The sequence below is a fragment of the Kribbella sp. NPDC050470 genome, from assembly GCF_044458365.1.
Classification (GTDB): Bacteria; Actinomycetota; Actinomycetes; order Propionibacteriales; family Kribbellaceae; genus Kribbella.
The window spans coordinates 504511-522703 of the sequence record NZ_JBITHV010000004.1; the positions used below are offsets into that span (position 1 = coordinate 504511).

16 protein-coding genes are annotated in these 18193 nt (G+C 70.1%); 12 read left to right on the forward strand and 4 right to left on the reverse strand.

What is annotated here, in order from left to right; genetic code table 11:
• Positions 1–112 precede the first annotated feature (112 nt).
• The 10 genes from ACIBGM_RS14420 to ACIBGM_RS14465 all read left to right on the forward strand — a co-directional run bounded on the left by ACIBGM_RS14420 (position 113) and on the right by ACIBGM_RS14465 (position 10874).
• On the forward strand, positions 113–856 hold the full coding sequence (locus ACIBGM_RS14420) for an SDR family oxidoreductase (RefSeq protein WP_360524850.1): 744 nt from the start codon (positions 113–115) through the stop codon (positions 854–856).
• A 37-nt stretch (positions 857–893) separates the two neighbouring features.
• Positions 894–1784 (forward strand): SDR family oxidoreductase, encoded by an 891-nt coding sequence (locus ACIBGM_RS14425; RefSeq protein ID WP_360524853.1) that lies wholly within the window; start codon positions 894–896, stop codon positions 1782–1784.
• Positions 1781–2686, forward strand: coding sequence for an amidohydrolase family protein (locus ACIBGM_RS14430; protein ID WP_396385709.1), 906 nt, complete (start codon positions 1781–1783; stop codon positions 2684–2686). The genes ACIBGM_RS14425 and ACIBGM_RS14430 overlap by 4 nt, the downstream gene beginning before the upstream one ends.
• A 353-nt stretch (positions 2687–3039) precedes the next feature.
• Positions 3040–4329, forward strand: coding sequence for an SWIM zinc finger family protein (locus ACIBGM_RS14435; RefSeq protein ID WP_360524859.1), 1290 nt, complete (start codon positions 3040–3042; stop codon positions 4327–4329).
• Positions 4326–5729: a DUF5691 domain-containing protein gene (locus ACIBGM_RS14440; RefSeq protein ID WP_396385710.1), complete on the forward strand. Its 1404-nt coding sequence runs from the start codon at positions 4326–4328 to the stop codon at positions 5727–5729. The genes ACIBGM_RS14435 and ACIBGM_RS14440 overlap by 4 nt, the downstream gene beginning before the upstream one ends.
• On the forward strand, positions 5726–6808 hold the full coding sequence (locus ACIBGM_RS14445; RefSeq protein WP_396385711.1) for an AAA family ATPase: 1083 nt from the start codon (positions 5726–5728) through the stop codon (positions 6806–6808). Before ACIBGM_RS14440 ends, ACIBGM_RS14445 begins: the two co-directional genes overlap by 4 nt.
• Positions 6805–9018: a DUF5682 family protein gene (locus ACIBGM_RS14450; RefSeq protein WP_360538408.1), complete on the forward strand. Its 2214-nt coding sequence runs from the start codon at positions 6805–6807 to the stop codon at positions 9016–9018. The genes ACIBGM_RS14445 and ACIBGM_RS14450 overlap by 4 nt, the downstream gene beginning before the upstream one ends.
• Positions 9018–10175 (forward strand): VWA domain-containing protein, encoded by a 1158-nt coding sequence (locus ACIBGM_RS14455; RefSeq protein ID WP_360538406.1) that lies wholly within the window; start codon positions 9018–9020, stop codon positions 10173–10175. The genes ACIBGM_RS14450 and ACIBGM_RS14455 overlap by 1 nt, the downstream gene beginning before the upstream one ends.
• A 16-nt stretch (positions 10176–10191) precedes the next feature.
• Entirely contained in the window at positions 10192–10479 is a 288-nt protein-coding gene (locus ACIBGM_RS14460; protein ID WP_360538404.1) for a hypothetical protein, read from the forward strand.
• A 20-nt stretch (positions 10480–10499) separates the two neighbouring features.
• Positions 10500–10874, forward strand: coding sequence for a cupin domain-containing protein (locus ACIBGM_RS14465; RefSeq protein WP_360538402.1), 375 nt, complete (start codon positions 10500–10502; stop codon positions 10872–10874).
• Between the two features lie 17 nt (positions 10875–10891).
• Here ACIBGM_RS14465 and ACIBGM_RS14470 read toward each other — a convergent pair whose 3' ends face one another.
• Together ACIBGM_RS14470 and ACIBGM_RS14475 are read right to left on the reverse strand one after the other, a co-directional pair.
• On the reverse strand, positions 10892–11230 hold the full coding sequence (locus ACIBGM_RS14470; protein WP_396385713.1) for a YciI family protein: 339 nt from the start codon (positions 11228–11230) through the stop codon (positions 10892–10894).
• A 169-nt stretch (positions 11231–11399) separates the two neighbouring features.
• A complete protein-coding gene (locus tag ACIBGM_RS14475; RefSeq protein ID WP_360538398.1) occupies positions 11400–12341 on the reverse strand; it encodes an aldo/keto reductase in 942 nt (313 codons plus the stop codon).
• 65 nt (positions 12342–12406) lie between these two features.
• Here ACIBGM_RS14475 and ACIBGM_RS14480 point away from each other — a divergent pair, with 65 nt between their 5' ends.
• A complete protein-coding gene (locus ACIBGM_RS14480; RefSeq protein ID WP_360538396.1) occupies positions 12407–12976 on the forward strand; it encodes a TIGR03086 family metal-binding protein in 570 nt (189 codons plus the stop codon).
• On the opposite strand, the gene ACIBGM_RS14485 is transcribed toward ACIBGM_RS14480, so the two are convergent.
• Entirely contained in the window at positions 12947–14113 is a 1167-nt protein-coding gene (locus ACIBGM_RS14485; RefSeq protein WP_396385837.1) for a hypothetical protein, read from the reverse strand. The two genes, ACIBGM_RS14480 and ACIBGM_RS14485, sit on opposite strands and share 30 nt — an antisense overlap.
• Positions 14114–14132: 19 nt before the next feature.
• A complete protein-coding gene (locus ACIBGM_RS14490) occupies positions 14133–15155 on the reverse strand; it encodes a glycosyltransferase (RefSeq protein WP_396385714.1) in 1023 nt (340 codons plus the stop codon).
• Positions 15156–15293: 138 nt separating this feature from the next.
• Between ACIBGM_RS14490 and ACIBGM_RS14495 the strand changes: the two genes are divergently transcribed.
• Positions 15294–18179, forward strand: a complete 2886-nt coding sequence (locus tag ACIBGM_RS14495) for a S8 family serine peptidase (protein WP_360538392.1) — start codon at positions 15294–15296, stop codon at positions 18177–18179.
• The last annotated feature ends 14 nt before the right edge of the window (positions 18180–18193 follow it).

Genomic DNA, 18193 nt, shown 5'->3' on the forward strand with positions numbered 1-18193 from the left:
TGAATCAATGAAACTGATTCACCCATCGAGTTGATTCGTTGGACGTGATGCATCGAACGGCAGCAAGATCTTTGGTGTCAGCAAGAAACCGAAGACTTGAAGGAGCGGGACGATGAACAACACCACCACCGAGCGAGTCGCGATCGTGACCGGCGGATCGAGTGGCATCGGGCGCGAGGCCGCGGCCCGGCTGGGCAAGGACGGCTACGCGGTGGTGATCGGGTACGCCGGTAACCAGGCCGCGGCCGAGGAAGCCGTCAAGGACGTCGAGCAGGCCGGCGGGCGGGCGATCGCGATCCAGGCCGACGTCGCCGACGAGACCGCGGTGGCAGCGCTCTTCGACCGGACCGAGCAGGAGTACGGCGGTGTCGACGTGGTCGTGAACGCGGCCGGGATCATGCCGCTGTCCCCGCTGGCCGACCTCGACCTGGACGTCTTCGACCGCGTCGTACGGACCAACCTGCGCGGCACCATCGTCGTCGACCAGCAGGCCGTACGGCGGCTGCGCTCGGGCGGCGCGCTGATCAACGTGTCCAGTTCGCTGACCAAGCTGGCCCGCCCGGGCTACTCGGCGTACTCCGCGACCAAGGGCGGCGTCGAGGCGATCACGCTGATCCTGGCCCGCGAGCTCCGCGGTCGCGACGTCACCGTCAACACCGTCGCCCCCGGCCCGACCGCGACCCCGCTGTTCTTCGAGGGCAAGCCGCAGGAGCTGATCGACCGGATCGCCGCCGAGCCGCCGCTCGAGCGCCTCGGTGAGCCGTCCGACATCGCCGAGATCATCGCCTTCCTGGCCGGCCCGGCGCGCTGGATCAACGGCCAGGTCATCTACGCCAACGGCGGCTCGGCCGCCTGACCACCACCCACCTCTTCGTACTGAAAGGACACCGATCATGAGCAAGACAGTTCTGATCAGCGGCGCCTCCAGCGGCTTCGGCGCCCTCACCGCCCGCGCTCTCGCCGACGCCGGACACATCGTGTACGCCGGGATGCGCGACCTCGGCGGCCGGAACGTGACCGCGGCAGCGGACGCCAAGCAGTACGCGACCGAGCACAACGTCGACCTCCGCCCGGTCGAGCTCGACATCAGCTCCGACGCCTCCGCCCAGCAGGCCGTCAACACCGTCATCAGCGAGCAGGGGCGTCTCGACGTACTGATCCACAACGCCGGGCACATGGTCACCGGACCGACCGAGGCGTTCACGCCGGAGCAGCTGGCCGAGCTGTACGACACCAACGTGCTCGGCACCCAGCGGCTGAACCGGGCTGCGCTGCCGAAGCTCCGGGAGCAGCAGGACGGGTTGCTGCTGTGGGTCGGCAGCTCCAGCACACGCGGCGGCACCCCGCCGTACCTGGCGCCGTACTTCGCGGCGAAGGCGGCGATGGACGCGCTCGCGCAGAGCTACGCGCTGGAGGTGTCGCGGTTCGGGATCGAGACCACGATCGTCGTGCCGGGCGCGTTCACCCACGGGACCAACCACTTCGCGCACAGCGGGTCGCCGGCCGACGCCGACGTGGTCACGGCGTACGAGACGAAGTACGCCGGCCTGATGGAACAGGTCGGCCAGAAGCTCGCCGAGCTGGAGCCCGAGTGGGCCGACGTCGCCGAGGTCGCGAAGGCGATCGTCACCGTGGTCGGCACCGAGAAGGGCCGGCGCCCGTTCCGGGTGCACATCGACCCGTCCGACGACGGCGCGGCCGTGGTCAACGCGGTCGCCGACCGGGTCCGCACCGAGCTACTCCGCCGGATCGGCCTCGAGGACCTGCTCCACCCGGTCGGGTGAGGAGGTTGATCGACTTCCACGCTCACTTCCTGCTGCCGGAGTACGTCGCCGCGGCGGAACGGGCTGGACACCTTCGGCCAGACGGGATGCCCGGCTGGCCGGAGTGGTCTGTCCGCCGCCACCTCGAGGTGATGGACCGGAACGGGATCGACACCGCCCTGCTGTCCGTCTCGTCGCCCGGCGTGCACTTCGGCGACGACTTCCGGGCGCAGGTGCTCGCGCGGCGGGTCAACGAGAGCGCGGCCGAGCTGGGCCGGGACCACCCCGGGCGGTTCGGGTTCTTCGCCAGCCTGCCGCTGCCGGATGTCGAGGGCGCGCTGGTCGAGCTGGAGTACGCGTACGACGTCCTGCACGCGGATGGCGTCGTACTGATGAGCAACGCGGGCGGACTGTATCCGGGGGAGCCGTCGTGGGACCCACTCTGGCGCGCGCTGAACGCCAGATCGGCTGTGGTGCTGCTGCATCCGACATCCCCGCCGCAGTGGCGTCAGGTGGCGCTGGATCGCCCACGCCCGATGATCGAGTTCCTCTTCGACAGCGCCCGCGCCGTCACCGACCTGGCCTTGACCGGCATCTTCACGCGCTACCCGGCGATCAACTTCATCGTCGCGCACGGCGGCGTACTGCCCCTGCTCGGCGATCGCATCGACCACTTCCGTCGTACCTATGACCCCGACAGCCAGCCCAGCGTCACGCCGCAGCTGGAAAACCTCTGGTACGACGTCGCCGGGACCCCGACCGCGGCCACCGGCGATCGCGCCCTCTACGGCAGCGACTACTGCTTCACTCCTGCCGATGCGGTCGGGCGCCAGTTCGCGGCGCTCGACGCTCGATCCGGCGACTGGCGAGAGCGTATTCACGCCAACGCAGGACGCCTGGTCGGCGCCAAGGTCGCGACGTGAGAGACCCCGGCGGGCCCTGACAGCTCCGCCGGGGTGGCTGTTGATCTCTCAACAGCCACCGGATCGTACGCGGTAAGCCCTGTCCTGAGGAGAGTTCGTCCCAGGAAAAGATCAGCAGGCGGTGACCGGTCGCTGACGGAGCGGGACTATCGTTGGGTCCTGCAACCAAATACCGGCTGGGTCCGACCTGGTCAGCAAGAGGCTGCTCGTCCAGCTCGCGATCATCCGGGACGGCCTGTCGGGCACCCCGCGCCCGCGTCCGGCGGGCAATGGGTACCCGGAGGTGGAGGTCGAGGCGCGTCGAGCGTTCGGGTGATGATCGGCCTGTCGGGGCTGGATGGCATGCTCTCGGCATGGACGTGGATCAGGTGCTGGGGTTGGCGCCCGATCCTGCATCGGCGAAGGCAGCCCAGGCCCTGGCGCGTACGACGAGGTGGCCGACGACCGGTGCGTCGGACCGAGCAGTCTGGGGAGAGTGTCAGGGGAGCGGCAAGCAGCCGTACCGGACCACGGTTGATCTGAGTGGTCCGGCGTACAAGTGCTCCTGCCCGAGCCGGAAGTTCCCGTGCAAGCACTCGCTCGGGTTGCTACTGCTTTGGGCGACCGGCGAGGTCCGATCGGGTGATGAGCCGGAGTGGGTGAAGACCTGGGTGGACCAGCGCGTCGCCCGGGCCGAGCGACCCGAGCGGAAGCCCGGTGAGGTCGCTGATCCGTTGGCGGCTCAACAGCGCGCATCGAGGCGCGCGGACCGGGTCTCCGCGGGCATGGCCGAGTTGGCGAGCTGGCTCGACGATCAGGTCCGTCAAGGGCTGGGTGGCTTCGACCAGCGGGCGTACAGCGAGCTCAGCCGGCTGGCTGCGCGCATGGTGGACGCCCAGGCGCCAGGCGTTGCCGGAGCGGTACGGCGTGCGGCCGGCGTCGTCGGCCGCGGTCACGGCTGGCCGGGCGAATTGCTGGAGGAGTTGTCACTCATCCACTTGATCGTGTCCGCGCACGGTCGGCTGGCCGACCTCCCGCCGTCGCTGGCCGACACCGTGCAGTCCCGGATCGGCTGGACGGTCGAGACCGCGCGAGTGCTGGCCGAGGGCGAGAAGGTTGAGGACGACTGGCTGGTGCTCGGCCGGGTGATCGAGCCCGACGACCGGCTGACGGTCCGCCGGGTCTGGTTGCGCGGAGCAACAACCGGTCGGCTCGGACTCATCCTCACCTTCGCCGCCGCCGGACGTCCGCTCGACCCACTCCCGGCCCGCCCGGGTGAGTACGTGCCCGGAGCGCTCTCCTACTACCCCGGCGCGCTGCCGATGCGCGCACTCCTCACCCAGACCGCTCCACGGCTGCCCGCGCCCCGGCCCGCCGGACTGGGTGCGCGCCAGGCGCTGGCGTCGTACGTCGAATCCGTCGCGGCCGACCCGTGGAACGAGCGCTGGCCGCTGGTCCTCCAGGACGTCCGCCCGGCCGCGTACGGCGAGGGCTGGGCGCTGGTGGACGGTGCGGGTGACGGGCTCGAGATCCTGCCCGGCCTGGATCCGGTGAAGCTGCTCGCGGTCTCGGCCGGTGATCCGGTCACGGTCGCTGGTGAGTGGAACCGGGCCGGCTTCCGGCCGATGACGTGCTGGCACGGTGATCGGCCGGTGATCGTGTGAAGGGCTGGGACGGGCTGGTCAGCTCGGCGCTGCTCGGGACCGATCGGCGACCGGTGCACTTCGAGGACCTGCCGGAGCACATCCAGGAGCGGCTGGGCGACGGCGGGCTGCTGGACGCGGCTGCGTTGGCGACCGTCTACAGGCGCGCGGGCCGCAAGCCGTTGCGTGACGTCGAACCGTTGCCTGCGGCCCCTGGTGAGGATCGTCCGCTGCCCCGGCCGGTCGCGATCCGCAGGCTGGCCGCGATGCTCGGTGGTTTCCAGACGACTGCGCTCGGCGAGTGGTTGCGTGCGGCGGATGCCCGTGGATGGGGTGTTCCGCCGGAGCATCTGCCGGCGCTGGCAGACTACGCACGGCACCGCGCGGAGTACCGGCCGCTCGTCATCGCCGCGGCCGGACGCCGGGCGACCTGGTTGGCCGACCTCAATTCCGAGTGGAAGTTCCTCCATGCGGCGGTTGCCGAGAGCAATGATGTTGCGCTGTGGACGCATGGCAACTCGCTCCAGCGTCGGACTTGGTTGCGTACGACGCGCCAGCAGGATCCAGCCGCCGCGCGCGCAGCGCTGCAGGAAGTCTGGCCGACCGAGTCCGCCGCGACCCGGGCCGAGTTCCTCGCCGTGCTCGGCGACGCCTTGTCGCTGGCCGACGAGGAGTTCTTGGAGGCCGCGCTCGACGACCGTTCCAAGGATGTCCGTCGAGGCGCCGCCCGCCTGCTCGCCCGACTCCAAGGATCCCGGTACGGCGACCGGATGGCCGAGCGACTGTGGTCACACCTGGTCGTCAGCCAAGGCGTCCTGGCGGTCGACCTGCCGAAACGCCTCAGCGCCTCGATGGAACGCGACGGCCTCGACTCGCAGAACCCGGAGGGCCTCGGCAAGCGCGCCTGGTGGTTCCTGCAGATCGTCGCGAACACCCCGCTCGCGGTGATGGATCCGTCCTGGCTGCACCTGCCGGTCGAGGGTTGTGCCCCTGAGGTCCTGCAGGCGGCGTGGGCCGAGGCCGCCGTACGGGAACGCTCGGAGAGCTGGGCACGCGAGTTGCTGAAGGCAAACGCTTCGACGGGCACTCGTAGCGCGGCCGAGTTGCTGCGGGTCCTGCCTGCTGAGGAATGGGTCCGAGCGGTGCAGGCATTGCAGGAGACCATCGACCTGGCCGAGTTGGTGGGCGGGCTGCCGGTGCCGTGGCCGGCGTCGCTCGGCTCGCTCATCCTCGACCAGTTGGCTGCTGCCGGGACCGCGCGATCGTCGGCCCGGCTGGCGAGTATCGCGGCCCGGGCGGCGCCACCCGACGTACTGAACCATCCGATCACCCGCGAGCCGACCGGTGAGGAAGACACCTGGCGACGCCGGCTGGTGGAGACCCTGACCTTCCGCCGTGAAATGTACGAGGAGCTGTCATGAGCACAGAGGTTTTGCGCCCGCACGCCGAGGAGGAGTACGCCGGTGAGCTCGCCGCGCTGCACGCAGCCGACGACCGGCCGCGACCACCGGCCTGGCGGCTCTCACCGTCGGCGGTCGTCACCTACCTCCTCGGCGGACGCGCCGGCGACGTGGAGATCTCACCCAAGTACGTCGGCCCGCGCCGGCTGATCGAGGTCGCGGTGGCCACGCTTGCGACGGACCGTGCGCTGTTGCTCCTCGGCGTACCGGGGACGGCGAAGACCTGGGTCAGTGAGCACCTCGCGGCCGCGATCAGCGGCGACTCGACCCTGCTGGTGCAAGGTACGGCGGGCACGGCCGAGGAGTCGATCCGGTACGGCTGGAACTACGCCCAGTTGATTGCCCAGGGCCCCAGTGAGGCGGCGCTGGTGCCGAGTCCGGTGCAGCGGGCGATGGCCGAGGCGAAGATCGCCCGGATCGAGGAGCTGACCCGGATGCCGTCCGACGTCCAGGACGCGCTGATCACGATCCTGTCGGAGAAGGCGCTGCCGATCTCCGAGCTGGCCACGGAGGTCCAGGCCCGCAAGGGTTTCAACGTCATCGCCACCGCCAACGATCGCGACAAGGGCGTCAACGAGCTGTCGAGCGCGCTCCGGCGGCGGTTCAACACTGTCGTCCTGCCGCTGCCCGACTCGGCCGACGACGAGGTCGAGATCGTGTCCCGCCGGGTCGCGCAGCTCGGGACCGCGCTCGAGCTTCCGCAGCCGGACGACGCGCTGGACGAGATCCGCCGGGTGGTGACGATCTTCCGCGAACTGCGCTCCGGCCGCACCGAGGACGGGCGGACCGCGGTGAAGTCGCCGTCGGCCACGCTCTCCACCGCCGAGGCGATCAGCGTCGTCACCGGCGGGCTCGCGCTGGCGGCCCACTTCGGCGACGGCGTGCTGCGGCCGACCGACGTGGCCGGCGGCATCCTCGGTGCGGTGATCAAGGACCCGTCCGCGGACCGGGTCGTCTGGTCGGAGTACCTGGAGACCGTGGTCCGGGAACGCGACGAGTGGGCACCGTTCTACCGCGCCTGCCGAGAGATCACCGGATGACCGTTCACCTGCTGGGGATTCGGCACCACGGGCCGGGGTCGGCGCGTGCGGTCGCGGCTGCGCTCGCTGACCTCCGGCCGGACGTGGTGCTGATCGAGGGGCCGCCGGAAGCCGACAAGGTGGTCGAGTTGGCGGGGTCGGAGGAGATGGTTCCGCCGGTCGCGTTGCTGGCGTATGCGGTCGACGACTCGACCCGGGCCGCCTTCTGGCCGTTCGCGGTGTTCAGCCCGGAGTGGCAGGCGATCGAATACGCGCTCGGGGCCGGCGTACCGGTGCGGTTCTGCGACCTGCCAGCCGCGCATCAGTTCGCGTCGTCCGGTGGTGAGGGGCGGCGTGGGTTGTCGATCGATCCGCTGGCCACGTTGGCGAACGCAGGCGGGTACGACGATCCTGAGCGCTGGTGGGACGACGTGATCGAGTCCCGGCGGGAAGGTGCCGAGCCGTTCACGGTGATCGCCGACGCGATGCGTGAGCTTCGGCACGGCGACGAGGCTGTCTCCAATTCCTTCCCCACCCCACCGCCCCGGTCAGGTGGCCGTGAGGCGCAGCGCGAGGCCTACATGCGGACGGTGTTGCGGAAGGCGATCCGTGAGGGGTTCGAGCGGATCGCGGTGATCTGCGGTGCATGGCATGTGCCCGCGCTGGAAGTCCCGTTGCCTCCGGCAGCACACGACCAACGGATCCTGAAGGGCCTGCCGAAGCGGAAGGTCGCGTGCACGTGGGTTCCTTGGACCCACGGCCGGCTGGCAGCGTCGTCCGGGTACGGCGCGGGGATCACGTCACCTGGTTGGTACCACCACTTGTTCACGGCGCCGGACCAGATCACCGCGCGCTGGTTGTCGAAGGTCGCGCGGGTGCTGCGGTCCCAGGATCTGCCGGTGTCCAGCGCTCACGTGATCGAGGCGGTCCGGCTGGCGGACACGCTGGCCGCGCTGCGGGGACGGCCGCTGGCCGGGCTGAGCGAAGTCACCGAGGCGACCCGGGCCGTGCTGTGCGGCGGGAACGACGTACTGCTGGATCTTGTCACCCGAGAAGCGGTCGTCGGCGAGCTGCTCGGGTCGGTGCCGGGGGAGACGCCACAGGCTCCGGTCGCGGCGGATCTGGCCGCGCAGGCGCGGCGGTTGCGGATGCGGCGGGACGCGACCGAGCGGGTGGTCGAGCTCGACCTGCGGAAGCCGAACGACCTGGAGAAGTCGCGGCTGCTGCACCGGCTGCGGATCCTCGGCGTGCACTGGGGTGTGCCGACCGCGGACGAGCGACGGGCCCAAGGCACGTTCCGGGAGATCTGGCGATTGACCTGGGATCCCGGGCTCGAGGTCGAGCTGGTCGCCGCGGGAGCGCACGGTACGACGGTCCTCGGCGCCGCGACGACCGTGATGCTGCGGGTCGCCGACGAGTCGTCCACGCTCGCGGACGTGACTGCCGCGTTGGAGAAGTCGCTGCTGGCCGATCTCGCGGACGCGTTGCCCGCGTTGCTGCGCGGTGTCGACACCCGGGCGGCCGCTGATGCTGACGTCGGTCACCTGATGGCGGCGTTGCCTGCGCTGGCGCGATCTTCGCGGTACGGCGACGTGCGCGGCACCGACACGGCCGGTCTGGCTTCGGTCGCCGGCCGGATGGTGTCCCGCGTGTGTGCCGGACTCGGGCGGACTGTGCACGGACTCGATCCGGAGGCGGCGGCCGCCGTACAGGAGTTGATCGACGGGGTGCAGGACGCGACGGTCTTGCTGGCCGAGGATGTCCGGGCCGAGTGGCTGGCGACGCTCGAGGGGTTGAGCGATCGGTCGTCGGTGCCGCCGTTGATCCGGGGGCGGCTGACCCGGCTGATGCTCGACACGTCGCGGCTGCCGGATCACGAGGTGGCGCTGCGACTCGGGCGGGCGTTGTCTCCTGGTACGCCGACTGCCGACGCCGCCGGGTACGTCGAGGGGTTCCTGGCCGGGGGCGGGTTGTTGCTCGTGCACGACGAGCGCTTGCTGGCGTTGGTGGATACGTGGCTGGCGGCGATTCCGGCCGACGCGTTCGTGGAGGTGCTGCCGCTGCTTCGTCGTACCTTTGGAACCTTCGCGTCGCCGGAGCGGCGGTCGATCGGCACGCGCGCCCGGGCGCTGAGCGATCCCGCCGCCGTGGTGGTTGCTGACGACAACGACCTCGACACCGAGCTGGCCGCGACCGTCCTGCCCGTCGTCGCGCAGTTGCTGGGGGTGTGATGACCGACGACGAACGCATGCGCCGCTGGCGACTCGTGCTCGGCAGCGAGGCCGAGGAAGAGATCGGTACGACGCTGTCCGCCGAGGACCGCTCCGTCGACGCCGCGATGGCGGCGCTGTACGACACGACGCCCGGCGAGTCCGGCGGCAACCAGCGAGCGGCGGGACTGGGGTCGTCGGCGCCGCGGGTGGCGCGGTGGCTGGGCGACATCCGGCGGTACTTCCCGAGCACGGTCGTCCAGGTGATGCAGCGGGACGCGGTCGAGCGGCTCGGCATCACGCGGATGCTGATGGAGCCGGAGTTGCTGGGCGCCGTCGAGCCCGACGTACACCTGGTCAGCACGCTGCTCGCGCTCAACGAGGTGATGCCGGAGGAGACCAAGCAGACCGCGCGTGACGTGGTCGCGCGCGTCGTCGCGACGCTGGAGGAGCGCCTGGCCGAACGCACCCGGGCGTCGGTCACCGGCGCCCTCGACCGGGCCGGGCGCACCGGGCGGCCGCGGCACTCGGACATCGACTGGGACCGGACGATCCGGGCCAACCTCAAGCACTTCTCACCGACGCTCGGCACGATCGTCCCGGATCGGCTGGTCGGGTACGCGCGGCGGAACCACAGCGTCCAGCGCGACATCGTGCTGGCGATCGACCAGTCGGGGTCGATGGCGGAGTCGGTCGTGTACGCGGCGCTGTTCGGTGCGGTGCTCGGGTCGATCCGGACGCTGCGGACGAGTCTGGTCGTCTTCGACACTGCGGTGGTCGACCTGACCGATCAGCTGGAGGACCCGGTCGACGTACTGTTCGGGACGCAGCTCGGTGGTGGCACGGACATCAACCGGGCGCTGGCGTACTGCGAGGACTTGGTGACCAAGCCCGGCGAGACGGTGATGGTGCTGATCTCGGACCTCTACGAGGGCGGCGTCCGCGAGGAGATGCTGCGGCGGGCGCGCTCGCTGGTCGAGTCGGGTGTCCAGCTGATCGCTCTGCTCGCCCTGGCCGACTCGGGGACTCCGTCGTACGACGCGGAGAACGCGGCTGCTCTGGGCGACCTCGGCGTACCGGCCTTTGCCTGCACTCCCGACCTGTTTCCGGACCTGATGGCCGCGGCGATCAAGCGGGAGGACATCACGGAGTGGGCCGGGAAGTATCTCGGGCGCTGAGTGGTTGCTGCTCGACATGACGACAGTTGAGCTGACCCGCTTCCGGGTGGACCCCTCGCAGGTCTCCGAACTCCTCGCCGCGCGACCTGGCATGGTCGCCGATTTCGAAGCCGACCGGGACGGGTTCGTCAGTGCGCGCCTGGTCCGGCTGCCGAACGACGAGTGGCTCGACATCGTCGAATGGAAGACGCCGGAGGACTTCGCCGCCTCCCGTGCGAAGGGCCCGAACCTGCCCGGCATCGCCCGCTTCTTCGCGGCCATCGACTCGCTGGTCGTCGCCGAGGAAGGCACGCTGGCGGACTGATCCGGTGGGACAATGCCGTCATGACTGAGCCTGTTCGGGTGATTCGGGCCGGCGAACTGGTGGCGGCGGACCCGACACCGGGGATGTTCCGGACCCGGGCGTTCGAGCTGCCGATCCTCTGGGCCGGTCAGGTCGTGACGGCGCCGGGGGCGGTGTCCGGCTGGCACCACCACGACCGGAACGAGTCGAGCCTGTACATCGTGTCGGGCGTGCTGCGGCTGGAGTTCGAGGGGTACGACGACTACCTCGACGCCGTCGCCGGCGACTTCGTCCACGTCCCGTCGTACACCGTGCACCGCGAGAGCAACCCCACCGACGAACCCTCCCTAGCCATAATCGCCCGAGCCGGCGGCGGCATCCCAACAGTCAACGTGGACGCCCCTCCGGGGCGCTGACGCAACTGGTGGTGGGGTCAGTCGGCTAGTTCGAGGATGTCGATCGGGGTGTTGGGGTCGGCTTCGGCGAACTTCAGGGCCCACTGGACCGCCTCGGCCTTCGACTCGACCCGGATGATCGAGACGCCGGCGATCAGTTCCTTGGTCTCCGCGAACGGCCCGTCCACCACCCGCGGCTCCTCACCCGGCACCGGGAACGTGATCCGGGCCCCGCGCGCACTCGGCATCAACCCCTCGGCGGCCAGCAACACCCCCGCCCGCCGCATCTCCTCGAGCACCGCATCCGCCCGAGCCAACATCTCCGGATCCGGCGGCTCCCCCGCCTCCAACCCGTCATTGGTCTTATGAAGCAACATGTACCGCATAAACCGACCTTAACCGCCCCAACCCCTCCAGCGCCCGCAGGCTTGACCGCCGCGGCATGGCTCCTCGCCGATGCGCGTCCACAGCTCATCCGCGCAACCACGGCTGATCGGCTTGGCAGTTCGCGCTCAAGGGGAACTGGCGCCGCCGGAGGCGGCCCCTTTATGGCTGGTTGAGGGCTTTCCAGAACTCTTCGGGGATTTCGTGGGTGAGCCAGGTTGCTACTTCGGTGATTTCTTGGGGGTTCCGGGCGCCTACCACTACGGCTGGTACGGCGGGGTGAGACAGGGGGAACTGGACGGCGGCGGCCAGGAGGGGCACGTCGTGCCGGCGGCTCAAGTCGCGTAGCTGGGCGATGCGTCGCACCAGGGGTTTGGGGAGCGGCTGCTGGCCGTGGGGAGCGCCTTCGGCCAGTACGCCGCCTTGGAAGACGCCGGCCGCGAGTACGGCGACGCCGAGCTTCTCGCACAGCGGCAGGAGCTCCTCGGCGCCGGACTGGTCGAGCAGGGTGTACCGACCGGCCAGCAGGATGCAGTCGGGGCCGTCGGGCCCGGTGTCGCGCAGGAAGCGGGCGGCGACGTCGGCGTGGTTCACCCCGAGCGAGATCGCCTGGATCGTGCCCCGGCCTCGCAGTTCAGCGAGCGCGCGCATGGCGTCCGTCGACGCGGTCGCGTAGTCGAGGTCGGGGTCGTGGATGTGCAGTACGTCGATCCGGTCGATCCCCATCCGCCCGAGGCTTTCCTCGAACGACCGCATCACCGCCCGGTACGAGTAGTCGAGCCGCGGCCCCACCCCAGCCGGCGGCTCGGCCCAGATCGGCTGGATGTCCGGCCCGCCCGGCTCGATCAGCCGCCCGACCTTGCTGCACAGCACGAACTCCTCCCGCGGCCGACCGCGCAGCGCGATCCCGGCCCGCTGCTCCGACAGCCCGTACCCGTACACCGGAGCAGTGTCGAACAGCCGGATCCCCAGCTCCCACGCCCGGTCGATGGTCGCCACGGCGTCCGGCTCCGGTACGGCGGCGAACATCCCCCCGATCGAGGCAAGCCCCAGCCCCAACCTGCTCACGCGCAACCCCGTCCGCCCCAGCTCCACACTCCGCATGCCGCCGACCCTAGAAGCCCCCACCGACACTTCCGCGTGCGGTCCGGACACGGCAGTATGCGGAGATGGGTGAGATCGCGGAGCGGTACCGGCGGCGGGCCGAGGCGTTCGAGCGGAAGGTCGCCGCCGTCCGGACGGACCAGTGGGACAACCAGTCGCCGTGCGAGAAGTGGACGGCCAAGGACGTCGTGGACCACATCGTGATGATGCACGGCGTGATGCTGATGCCGGTCGCCCGCAAGCTGGAGCCGGCGGATGACCCGCTGACCGCGTTCCAGGAGGCCCGTGCGGCGGTCGAGGACGTCCTCGACGACCCGATCCTCGCCCTCACCGAGACCGACACCCCGGCCGGCCGGCTGACGACCGAGCAGCACATCGACCAGGTGATCTCCGACGACCTGGTCCTGCACGGCTGGGACCTGGCCCGCGCGACCGGCCAGGACGAGACGATGGACCCGGACGATGTCGAGCTCCTGTGGGCGACCGCGTCCGCCATACCCCCGGACGTCATGGAGAAGTTCCGTACGCCGGGTGCCTTCGGTGAAGGTGTCGAGGTCTACGGGCCCGAGGTCCAGGTCCCGTCGAGCGCTCCGCTGCAGGACCGCCTACTCGGGCTGATCGGCCGCCAGCCGTGAGAGGTCGCTCGGCGCGTAGTACGTCTCCGGCGTCGGGCACAGCGGCGCGCTGGTGAGCTGGGCCGGCTTCGTCATCAGGAGGGCGTGGCCGCTAGAGATCGGACGCTCGAGGTACTCGTGGCCGGGCAGGTTCGCCACCGCGGTCCGGCAGCCGAGCGCCATCCCCTCGAACAGCGCGGTTGTGGAGACGCCGACCTGGTAGGTGGCGGCGGCGAGCAGTTCGAGCGTGCTGCCCTCTGTAGACAACCGGACGCCGTCCGGGATCGTGTAGTCCGCCGCCCGCTCGCTCGGGTGCGGCCTGAACACGACATTCAGCGACGGGTGCTCCTTCGCAACCGACTCCGCGACGTGCAGCAGCTCTGCGCCGATCGTGCCCTGCGACAGGAAGACCGCCAGGGTGGGCTCCTTCGCGGTGGTCTCAGGCAGGTACGACGCCCCGATGACCGACGTACGCATTCCGGCCGGAAGGTCCGCGATGTCGGTCCAGTACGAGCCGAAGCACCAGAGCTCGTCCGGCTGGTCGGCCACCACCGGACGACCCGGGTAGCTGTAGCCGAGGTGGAACGGGCTGATCGCGCCGTGCTGGAGCTCGACCACCCGGATCCCGAGGTCGCGGGCGGCGCCGACGATGTGCTGGTGGAAGTACGCGACCACGACGTAGACGGTCTGGATCCGGTGCCTCCGCAGGAGCGCCCGGTAGAGCGCGCGCAGCCGCTCGTGCTTCGGCGCCTCCCGCGCCAGCAACGCCCCGACCGGGACCCGGAAACCGGTCAGTTGCTCGAGTGCCCCGGCGATGCCGCGATCGTCCACCTGCCGCTTGTGCACCGCGCCGGCGGCCGACGTGAAGAAGTCGAGGTTCTTGCTGCCGGGGAGTGGGGTGCCGTTGATCGCGGAGTCCAGGACCAGCGCGCTGGTTCCGAGCGCCTTGCGCAGCTCGTCGGTGTAGATCTCGACACCGCCCGGTTTCCGCGGGTGCGGGACGACCATCGCGTCGTACGCGCCCAGGAACGGGGTGCGGGTGACCAGGCCGGCCACATGCCTGCCGACCAGCCGCGCTTTGTCGTACGGCGTACGTCGTACCGGATGGGAGGCGCCGTGGATCCCGCTGCGCCGGGTCAGCTCGTGGAAGATCCGCATCCGGATGACCGGCCAGGGGCTAAGGTCCCCGATCCGCCAGTCGAGCAGACTCAGGTCCCGCTCCACCTGCCAGATCGCCCGGCACAGGCTCGCCACCGTCGGGGCAGTGCTCGGCCCCGTGCCGTTCCCGGTACTCGTCATGGTTGATCCCAACTATCCCCGCGAGACTGCCGACGCCTGAGAAGAACCGGCGGACAGCCTTCAGCAGGTGCGTCTTGCGGCCGAGCAGCAGCCCGGCCAGGGCGTACCCGATCGCCGAGACCACCCGGGCCGAAGCATAGGCCAGCACCAGCACGTAGCTGACCGCGCCCGGCCGGATCAGCAGCCGGCTGATCGTGTCCCCGCTGCCGGAGCGGAAGGCACGCCGTACCAGCCAGCGCAGCGTCGTCCGCCCGGCCGGGACCTCCTCGGCGATACACGCCTCCTCGCACCAGACGATCCGGAATCCGGCGCGGTGCACGCGGAGGAAGAAGTGCAGGTCGCTGGAGCCGGTGTAGCGGAACGCGGGGTGAAATCCGGGCGTGACGGTGTGGTAGACGCGGCGGCTGACCAGGGTGTTGTTCGTGTACGCCTTGCGCAGTTCCTCGCCGGTGGTGTGCTTGCCGGTCGAGTCGTGGACGTCGCTGTAGTGGTTCCACGGCGGGGCGCCGGGCGGGAGGTTGCCCTTGACGGGGCCGGTGACAACGTCGGCACCGGACGTCTCCCAGGCGTGCAGCAACGTCGCCAGCCAGCCGGGCGGGGCGACCTCGTCGTCGTCCACGAAGACGAGCGCGTCGTCGTTCCAGCACAGCTCGACCGACTTCTCCCGGGCGAAGGGGATCCCAGGCTCCGGTTCGACCACGGACTCGATCGGGTACTGCGCCTCGTCGAACCCGCGGACCACCGCGGCCGCCGTACCCTCCGCGTCGTTGTCGACCACCACGATCCGGATCGCGTAGTCCGAATCCTCCGGAAGCGCCTGGGCCTGCAGGCTGGTCAGCAGAGCATGCAACAGAGCAGGTCGCCGGAAGGTGATGACCGCGATGGCGACGCTGGTGCTCATGGCGCCCGAGACTATCGGTCCCACCCAACCACCGCTCATCCAACCGGCACCAGAAAGGGTGTAACGGCGAAGGTCAATCGGCCGATTTAGGGTCGGGCCGTTTTCTCGGTCATCGATCCAGTCTCCTGGGGGTTTGTGGTGTCCCGTCCCGCCCGTCTGCTGCGCCTCGCCGTGCCCGCCACCGTGGCCGCGGCGCTGGTAGCAGCCGGCTTGGTCGCCGTCACCGGTTCGTCCGGCACCGCGGCGACCTCCGCCGAGCCACCTGTGCTCAAGGCCAAGTTCCGTCCTGACACCGCGACCGGTCCCGCGTACGAGGCGAAGTCGGTGGTGGTGAAGTTCAAGCCGAAGGCGACCACGTCGGCCCGCAAGGCCGCGCTGGCCAAGGTCAAGGCCACCCCGGACGTGTCGGTGACCGCCGACGTGGTCACGGTGACCGGCGAGGTCCCGGCGGCCGACCTGTTGAAGAAGGTCAAGGCCGACCCGGCGGTCGAACTCGCCTCGCTGAACTACATCCGGCGCAAGTCCGCCACCCCGAACGACTGGCTCTACGCCAACTACCAGCGGTACCTGCCGACCGTGCGGGTGAACCAGGCCTGGGACCTGACCAAGTCGGCCGGCACCCAGGTCGTCGCGGTCCTGGACACCGGCGTGGACGCCGGGCACCCGGACCTGGCCGGGCACCTGCTGCCCGGCTACAACACCTTCAACACCGCCCTGCCGCCCACCGACGGCGAGGGCCACGGCACCGCGGTGACCGGCATCATCGCGGCCGGCACCGGCAACGGCCTCGGGATCGCCGGGGTGGCCTGGAACGCGAAGGTCCGCCCGGTCAAGGTGCTCAGCGACCAGGGCAGCGGCAGCGACGCGAACCTGATCAACGGCATCAACTGGGCGGTCAAGAACGGCGCCCGGGTGATCAACATGTCGCTCGGCGGCGAGGGCGACAACCCGATCCTGCACACCGCGATCAAGAACGCCGTCGCCAACGGCGTCGTCCTGGTCGCCTCGGCCGGCAACAGCGGCTCGCCGGCACTGAACTACCCGGCCGCCTACCCGGAGGTGCTGTCGGTCGGCGCCACCAACACCGGCGGCGTGCTGACCAGCTTCAGCACCTACGGCGACACCGTCGACATCGCCGCACCCGGCTACGACATCACCAGCCTCGCACCGCGCGCCCAGACCCCACCAGGCTACGAGCCGTACTGGATCGGCCTGGCCGGGACCTCGTTCTCGGCCCCGATCGTGGCCGGCGTCGCCGCCCTGGTCCGCAACAAGTGGCCGTCGTATACACCGGCCCAGGTGATGGCACGCCTGAAGGCCACCGCCCGCGACGCCGGCCCCCGCGGCACCGACCCGTACTACGGCGCCGGCATCCTCGACGCCTACTACGCCCTCGGCGGCAAATGGACCACGGACTTCGCGCAAGGAGTCGCGGACAAGAACGATCAGCCGGCCCGCGCGGGCGAGCTGATCGCCGGTGTCGCGGTCTCGTCGACGATCGGCGTCGAGGGTGACGTCGACTGGTACAAGATCCCGGCCGCGGGCGCCCACCAGGTGCGCATCGACGTCACCGGTGCGAGGTTCGACTCCGGCGCCTACGCGCAGAATTTCGGGCCGGTCGTCTCTGCGTATGACAACGACCTCAAGCCGTTGGCGTTCGTCCAGAAGCCGGAGCCGCCGGTGGACAGCGACGGGTACGAGATCCCGCAGCCGCTGACCGCCAGCACCTACGCGACATTGCCGGCCGAGACGGTCTACATCTCGGTCCGGAACGCCAACGGGTCCCGGGACAGCCGCCCGTACTCGCTGAAGGTCACCAACGCGGACGGCAATGTGGGCACCGCGCCGATCCCCGCCTACCCGGTCCGCGACATCCAGCCGGGACACCTGTCGACCAACGTGCCCGTCAACAGCAAGGTTGCGATCACGTTCGCGCGGGACGTCGACGGGGACAGCGTCACCATCGGCACGTGGGTCCGCAACGCCAAGACCGGTGCCGTGGTCGACATGAGCATCTCGTACGACCCGGCCACCCGCCAGGCTGTGCTCGAGCCGATCACGTCGTGGCCCGAGGCAACTCCGTTGCTGATCACCGCGAGCGGCATCCTGGAAAGCGGCCGGGTCGTCCCGGTGGAGCCGTTCACCTCGGTGTTCAGCACCGAGGATCTCGTTCCGCAGCCGGTCCAGCTCTCCGGCGCCGGCGCCTACCTGGCCGCGAACCTGAGCTGGAAGCTGCCCCCGACGCCTGATCTCGACCAGGTGATCGTACGGCGCAACGTCGGGAGCAAGGCGCCGACGATCAGCACCGGGACGCTCGTGTACACGGGCACCGGGACCGCGGTGAAGGACACCGGCCTCGCGCAGGGCACGACGTACACGTACGCCGTCTGGGTGAAGGACCGCACCGGCCACTACAGCACGCCCGCGGTCAAGCAGTTGCTCGGGATGAAGTCCGGGATCGCGACGTCGTCGACGCTGATCGACTACGGCGGCTCGATCACGATCAAGGGCAGCACCCTGCGGATCGACAACGTGCGGTACTCGCAGCTGCCCGTCAACGTGTACGTGCGGCCGAAGAACTCGTCGAGGTTCACCCTGCTCGCGGCGATGCAGACGTCCGGGCTGGGGACGTTCTCCCTGACGCACAAGCCGCTGGTGTCGTCGGTCTACATGCTGACGTTCCCGGGTAACGCGAACCTGATGGGAACCCGTACCCCGGACCTCACCGTGCAGGTCAGGCCGACGATCTCGGCGGCGCTGTCGCCGGCGGCGATCCGCCTCGGTCAGGCGACTGCCTTCAGTGGGTACGTCGCTCCGGCGCATGCGGGGCAGGCCGTCTACCTGCAGCAGTACGGCAGCAAGGTGTGGAAGTCGATCGCGTCGGTGAAGCTCAGCACCTCGGGGAAGTACGCGTTCGGGATCAAGCCGGCCGTCCGCGGCCAGATCGCCTACCGGGTCTGGTTCCCGGGCGACGCCGACCACGCGCCGGCCTACACCGCGAACAAGATCCTGACGATCAGCTAGCCGGAGCTCCGCAG

Excerpts from the sequence above, each read along its gene's own strand:
- ACIBGM_RS14420 (WP_360524850.1), top strand. The coding sequence starts at position 113 with ATGAACAACACCACCACCGAGCGAGTCGCGATCGTGACCGGCGGATCG.
- ACIBGM_RS14425 (WP_360524853.1), top strand. The coding sequence starts at position 894 with ATGAGCAAGACAGTTCTGATCAGCGGCGCCTCCAGCGGCTTCGGCGCC.
- ACIBGM_RS14435 (WP_360524859.1), top strand. The coding sequence starts at position 3,040 with ATGGACGTGGATCAGGTGCTGGGGTTGGCGCCCGATCCTGCATCGGCG.
- ACIBGM_RS14445 (WP_396385711.1), top strand. The coding sequence starts at position 5,726 with ATGAGCACAGAGGTTTTGCGCCCGCACGCCGAGGAGGAGTACGCCGGT.
- ACIBGM_RS14450 (WP_360538408.1), top strand. The coding sequence starts at position 6,805 with ATGACCGTTCACCTGCTGGGGATTCGGCACCACGGGCCGGGGTCGGCG.
- ACIBGM_RS14455 (WP_360538406.1), top strand. The coding sequence starts at position 9,018 with ATGACCGACGACGAACGCATGCGCCGCTGGCGACTCGTGCTCGGCAGC.
- ACIBGM_RS14460 (WP_360538404.1), top strand. The coding sequence starts at position 10,192 with ATGACGACAGTTGAGCTGACCCGCTTCCGGGTGGACCCCTCGCAGGTC.
- ACIBGM_RS14465 (WP_360538402.1), top strand. The coding sequence starts at position 10,500 with ATGACTGAGCCTGTTCGGGTGATTCGGGCCGGCGAACTGGTGGCGGCG.
- ACIBGM_RS14470 (WP_396385713.1), bottom strand. The coding sequence starts at position 11,230 with ATGTTGCTTCATAAGACCAATGACGGGTTGGAGGCGGGGGAGCCGCCG.
- ACIBGM_RS14475 (WP_360538398.1), bottom strand. The coding sequence starts at position 12,341 with ATGCGGAGTGTGGAGCTGGGGCGGACGGGGTTGCGCGTGAGCAGGTTG.
- ACIBGM_RS14480 (WP_360538396.1), top strand. The coding sequence starts at position 12,407 with ATGGGTGAGATCGCGGAGCGGTACCGGCGGCGGGCCGAGGCGTTCGAG.
- ACIBGM_RS14485 (WP_396385837.1), bottom strand. The coding sequence starts at position 14,113 with ATGCGGATCTTCCACGAGCTGACCCGGCGCAGCGGGATCCACGGCGCC.
- ACIBGM_RS14490 (WP_396385714.1), bottom strand. The coding sequence starts at position 15,155 with ATGAGCACCAGCGTCGCCATCGCGGTCATCACCTTCCGGCGACCTGCT.